Annotated in this window: 4 protein-coding genes; all 4 read left to right on the forward strand. The window is 64.2% G+C overall.

Annotated features, from left to right (window positions below; genetic code table 11):
• The first annotated feature begins 121 nt into the window (after positions 1-121).
• The 4 genes from ACMV8A_RS15420 to ACMV8A_RS15435 all read left to right on the forward strand — a co-directional run bounded on the left by ACMV8A_RS15420 (position 122) and on the right by ACMV8A_RS15435 (position 5,361).
• Positions 122-3,040, forward strand: coding sequence for an insulinase family protein (locus ACMV8A_RS15420; RefSeq protein WP_495326772.1), 2,919 nt, complete (start codon positions 122-124; stop codon positions 3,038-3,040).
• A 106-nt stretch (positions 3,041-3,146) separates the two neighbouring features.
• The gene (locus tag ACMV8A_RS15425; protein ID WP_495326773.1) at positions 3,147-4,076 is read left to right on the forward strand and encodes an ABC transporter ATP-binding protein; all 930 of its coding nucleotides are present in this window, start codon (positions 3,147-3,149) and stop codon (positions 4,074-4,076) included.
• Positions 4,073-4,837: an ABC transporter permease gene (locus tag ACMV8A_RS15430; RefSeq protein WP_495326774.1), complete on the forward strand. Its 765-nt coding sequence runs from the start codon at positions 4,073-4,075 to the stop codon at positions 4,835-4,837. The genes ACMV8A_RS15425 and ACMV8A_RS15430 overlap by 4 nt, the downstream gene beginning before the upstream one ends.
• A gap of 74 nt (positions 4,838-4,911) precedes the next feature.
• Positions 4,912-5,361 carry a bacteriohemerythrin gene (locus tag ACMV8A_RS15435; protein WP_495326775.1) on the forward strand — a complete coding sequence of 150 codons (450 nt, stop codon included), beginning with the start codon at positions 4,912-4,914 and terminating at the stop codon, positions 5,359-5,361.
• Positions 5,362-5,458: the final 97 nt, after the last annotated feature.

Below are 5,458 nucleotides of genomic sequence, written 5' to 3' on the forward strand. Positions count from 1 at the left end.
ATTAAAGCAGGATCACCCCTCCGCGTGCGTGGCGCCTGCAAGGCTGCCCCCGGCCTTTCCTTGTATACTGGCGCCCCTGGCCCTACCTAATTCATTCCACTGATTACCGCGCAGGAATCCGATGACCCAGCCGACCACCCATGCAGCCTTTGAGTGGCTGCGCAGCAGCCGCATTCCTTCGCTCAATGTGGAGGTGCAGGAGTTTCGCCACAAGGTGACCGGCGCGCCGCACATCCACCTGGCCGCCGATGACGATCAGAATGCCTTCCTGGTGGGTTTCCGCACCGTGCCGCAGGACTCCACCGGCGTGGCCCACATTCTGGAGCACACCACTTTGTGCGGCAGCCGGCGCTATCCGGTGCGCGACCCGTTCTTCATGATGACGCGGCGCTCGCTCAACACATTCATGAACGCCTTCACCGCCAGCGACTGGACCGCCTACCCCTTCGCCAGCTGCAACCGCAAGGACTTCTACAACCTGTTGCAGGTGTACCTGGATGCGGTGTTCTTCCCCACCCTGGATGAGCTGGACTTTGCCCAGGAGGGCCACCGCGTCGAATTCGCCGAGCCGGCCAACCCGGACAGTCCGCTGGTGTTCAAGGGCGTGGTATTCAACGAAATGAAGGGGGCCATGAGCGCGCCCACCTCGGCACTGTATCAATACCTGACCAAACACCTGTTCCCCACCATCACCTATCACCACAACTCGGGCGGCGACCCGGAGCATATCCCAGACCTGACCTACGACCAGCTGAAGCGCTTCCACGCGCGCCACTACCACCCGTCCAACGCCGTGTTCATGACCTACGGCGACGTGCCGGCGCACGAACACCAGTTGTACTTCGAGGAATACGCCCTCAAGGAGTTTGCGCGCCTCGACACCGATATCCACGTTCCCGACGAACAGCGCTACAGCGCGCCGCTCACCCGCGAGGAGCGCTACGCCCTGGACGGCGAGGAAGATACCGTCGACAAGACCCACATCGTGCTCGGCTGGCTGCTCGGCAACGGCACCGATCCGGAGCCCCTGCTCACGGCCCACCTGTTGTCCGACGTGCTGCTGGACAACAGCGCCTCGCCGTTGCGCCAGGTGTTGGAGACCTCGGAGCTGGGCAGCGCGCCCTCGCCCCTGTGCGGCCTGTCCGACTCCAGCCGCGAGATGTTCTTCGTCGCCGGTCTGGAGGGCAGCAATCCCGAACACGCCACCGCGGTGGAACAACTGATCCTCGACACCCTGCGCCGCATCGCCGAAGAAGGTGTGCCGCAGGAGCAGGTGGAGGCCATGCTGCATCAGCTGGAACTGTCGCAGCGCGAGGTGAGCGGCGACGGCTTCCCCTACGGCCTGCAACTGATGGTGCATGCCCTGTCGCCGGCGCTGCACGGCGCCGACGCCGCGGCAGTGCTCGACATCGACCCGATCCTCACACGCCTGCGCGCACGCATTGCCGATCCCGACTTCATCAAGGGCGAGGTGCGCACGCTGCTGGCCAATCCGCACCGCGTCTGCCTCACCATGCGCCCGGACACGGGACTCTCCGCCGAACGCGCCGCACACGAGGCGGCGCGGCTGGCGGCGCTGAAGGAAAAACTCAGTGCGGCGGAAAAGCAGCGCATCGTTGAACAGGCGGCGGCGCTGGCCGCGCGCCAGGCCAAGCAGGACGACCCGGAGGTACTGCCCAAGGTCAGCCTGAGTGACGTGCCCACCGAACTGCACGTGCCGCAGGGCGAGGCCGCACCCATCGCCGCCATCCCCTCCACCTGGTACACCCGCGGCACCAACGGCCTCGTCTATCAGGAGCTGGTGGTGGACCTGCCGGCGCTGGAGCCGGACCTCGCCGACCTGCTGCCGCTGTTCTGCAACCTCGTCACCGAGGTAGGCAGCGGCGGCCGCGACTATCTCGCCACCCAGAAATTGCAGGCGGCCGTCACCGGCGGCCTGTCGGCACGCAGCACCGTGCGCGGTTCCATCGACGACGCCAACAGCGGCCGCGGCGTATTCGTGCTGTCCGGCAAGGCGCTGGCGCGCAACCATGCCGCCCTCAGCGACCTGCTGCGTGAAACCTTCGACAGCGCCCGCTTCGATGAGCTGGAACGCCTGCGTGAACTGGTGGCGCAGGAGCGTCTGCACCAGGAACAAAGCGTCACCGGCAGCGGCCACGGCCTCGCCATGATGGCCGCCGCCGCCAGTCTCACCCCCAGCGCCGCCCTCAGTCACCGCTGGTACGGCCTCGCCGGTATCAAGACGCTCAAACATCTCGACGATGCGCTGGACGATGAGATTGCCCTGCGCGCCTTCGCCGAGCGCCTGCAACGGCTGCGCACTGCCCTGCTCCAGGCGCCGCGTCAGTTCCTGCTCATCGGCGAGGAAGAGCAGCGCAGCGGCTATACCTCGGCCCTCGCCGCGCGCTGGGCCGATGCCGCCGCCGTGCAATCCGGTACCACCTTCGCCCTGCCCGCCGGCAACGAGGCGCGCAACCAGGGCTGGACCACCTCCACCCAGGTCAACTTCTGCGCCAAGGCCTATACGGCGGTACCGATGGAGCACGCCGACGGCGCCGCACTGATGGTGCTGGGCGGCTTCCTGCGCAACAACTACCTGCACCGCGCCATCCGCGAGCAGGGGGGCGCCTACGGCGGCGGCGCCGGTTACGACCCGGACAGCGCGGCGTTCCGCTTCTATTCCTACCGCGACCCGCGCCTGGCCGCGACCCTGGCCGATTTCGATGCCTCGGTGCAATGGCTGCTGGCTAACGACCACCCGTGGCGTCTGGTGGAAGAGGCGATCCTTGGCGTGATTTCCTCCATCGACAAACCGGGCTCGCCGGCCGGCGAGGTGAAGAAGACCTTCCACGCCGCCCTGCACGGCCGCACCCCGGAACAACGCCGCCGCTTCCGCGCCCGCGTGCTCCAGGTGACCCAGGACGACCTCAAGCGCGTCGCTGCCACCTATCTGCAACCGGAGGCCGCCAGCACCGCGGTGATCAGCAACCCGGTCACGCTGAAACAGGCCGACTTGGGGCTGGAAATCATCGCCCTGTAACCTCAACCCTCTGGCGCAGAGACGCGGAGAAGGAACTGATGAATCCGATCAATTCGCGCGTGGATTTTCTCTGCGCCTCTGCGTCTCTGCGACATATTGTTTGCGAATGACCTTCCACGCACTGGACATCAGCGGTCTGCGCAAGACCTACCGCAGCGGGCACGAGGCGCTGAAGGGGATCGACCTGCACGTGGCGCAGGGCGACTTCTTCGCCCTGCTCGGTCCCAACGGCGCCGGCAAGTCCACCACCATCGGCATCATCACCGCCCTGGTGAACAAGAGCGGCGGCACGGTGCAGGTGTTCGGCCACGACATCGATCGTGAACCGATGGCGGCACGCCGCTGCATCGGCCTGGTGCCGCAGGAATTCAATTTCAACCAGTTCGAGCCGGTGGTCGAGATCGTGGTCAACCAGGCGGGCTACTACGGCGTGCCCAAGGCGCAGGCCATGCAGCGCGCCGAAACCTATCTGAAACAGCTCGGCCTGTGGGACAAACGGCGCGAACTGGCGCGTAATCTTTCCGGCGGCATGAAGCGGCGCCTGATGATCGCCCGCGCCCTGGCACACGAGCCGAAACTATTGATCCTCGACGAACCCACCGCCGGCGTGGATATCGAGTTGCGCCGCTCCATGTGGAAATTCCTGCGTGAGGTAAACGCCCAGGGCACCACCATCATCCTCACCACCCATTACCTGGAAGAGGCGGAGAATCTCTGCCGCAACGTCGCCATCATCGACGAGGGACAGATCGCCGCCCACACCAGCATCAAGACCCTGCTCAACCAGCTCAACAGCGAGACGGTGGTGCTGGATCTGAAGGCACCGCTGCAACACGCCCCGCACCTGGACGGTTACAGCAGCTGCCTCACCGATGCCAATACCCTGGAGGTGGATATCCCGCGCGCCGAGGGCATCAACCGCCTGTTCCAGCTGCTCTCGGCCCAGGGCATCGAAGTGGTCAGCCTGCGCAACAAGGCCAACCGGCTGGAGGAACTGTTCCTGCGCCTGGTGGAAAACGGCGGGGCCGCGCAATGAACGGCGCCATCGCCTTCCGCACCATCCTGATCAAGGAGATCCGCCGCTACCTGCGCATCTGGATCCAGACCATCCTGCCGCCGATGATCACCACCGCGCTGTACTTCATCATCTTCGGCCAGCTCATCGGCAGCCAGATCGGCGCCATCGCCGGCTACAGCTACATGGATTACATCGTGCCCGGCCTGATCCTGATGGCGGTGATCACCAACTCCTACGGCAACGTGGTGTCATCGTTCTACGGCGCCAAGTTTTCCCACTATGTGGAAGAGCTGCTCATTGCCCCGATCCCCAACAGCCTGATCCTGCTCGGCTATGTGGCCGGCGGCCTGGCGCGTGGTCTTACCGTCGGCGCAGTGGTGACGGTGGTGGCGATGTTCTTCACCACCCTGCAGGTACACAATCTCGCCGTGGTGCTGTCGGTGCTGGTGCTGACATCGGTGCTGTTCTCCCTCGGCGGCTTCATCAATGCCATCTACGCCAAGAGCTTCGACGACATTTCCATCATCCCCACCTTCGTGCTCACCCCGCTCACCTATCTGGGCGGTATCTTCTACTCCATCGATATGCTGCCCGCCTTCTGGCGCGACGTGTCGCTGCTCAATCCGATCCTGTACATGATCAACGCCTTCCGCTACGGCCTGCTCGGGGTCACCGATATCCCGCTCGGCACCGCCCTCGGCGTCACCGTGCTGTTCATCGTCGCCCTGTTTGCCTATGCCCTGTTCCTGTTGCAGCGTGGCGTGGGACTTAAAAACTGACGAAACCCCGCATTAACCTGACCGCGCGCAAAAGCGCTATGCTTTAGACAGGCACCCACTCGAAAGTCGCCGCCATGCCCCACGAACCCGTGCAATGGAACCCCAGCTTTGAAACTGGCCTGCAATTCATCGACCAGGAACATGAGGGGCTGCTGACACGGCTCAACGCCCTCATCGAACTGCTCGCCAAGGACGCCCCGGTCGCCGCGTGGTTACCGCTGCTGGATCAGCTCATCAAAGCCGTCAGCGAGCACTTTGCCCATGAAGAACAGATCATGGACAACATCGGCTATCCCGGTTATCACGCTCACCGCCAGCAGCATCAACACCTGTTGCAGGAGGTGGCCGAATTCCGCGCCCAGACCATGACCGAGGGCGCCACCAAGGAGACGCTGGCCACCGTGCGCTTTCTGAAATTCTGGGTGCTGAAGCACATGGTGCAGGAAGATACCAAGATCGGTCAGTACGTCCGCCGCGGCTTGCCTGATACAAATAATGGGTCATCACTCATTCGAGTGGGTTGAATCACCGCTTTCCCACCTGAGCGGGGTATAGGTCAAGGCCGCCGAGATGGAAATAAATCGCATTGCGGAAGCGCTCCCGATTGCGGAAACCTCTTGC

Source organism: Sulfurivermis sp., from assembly GCF_059410345.1.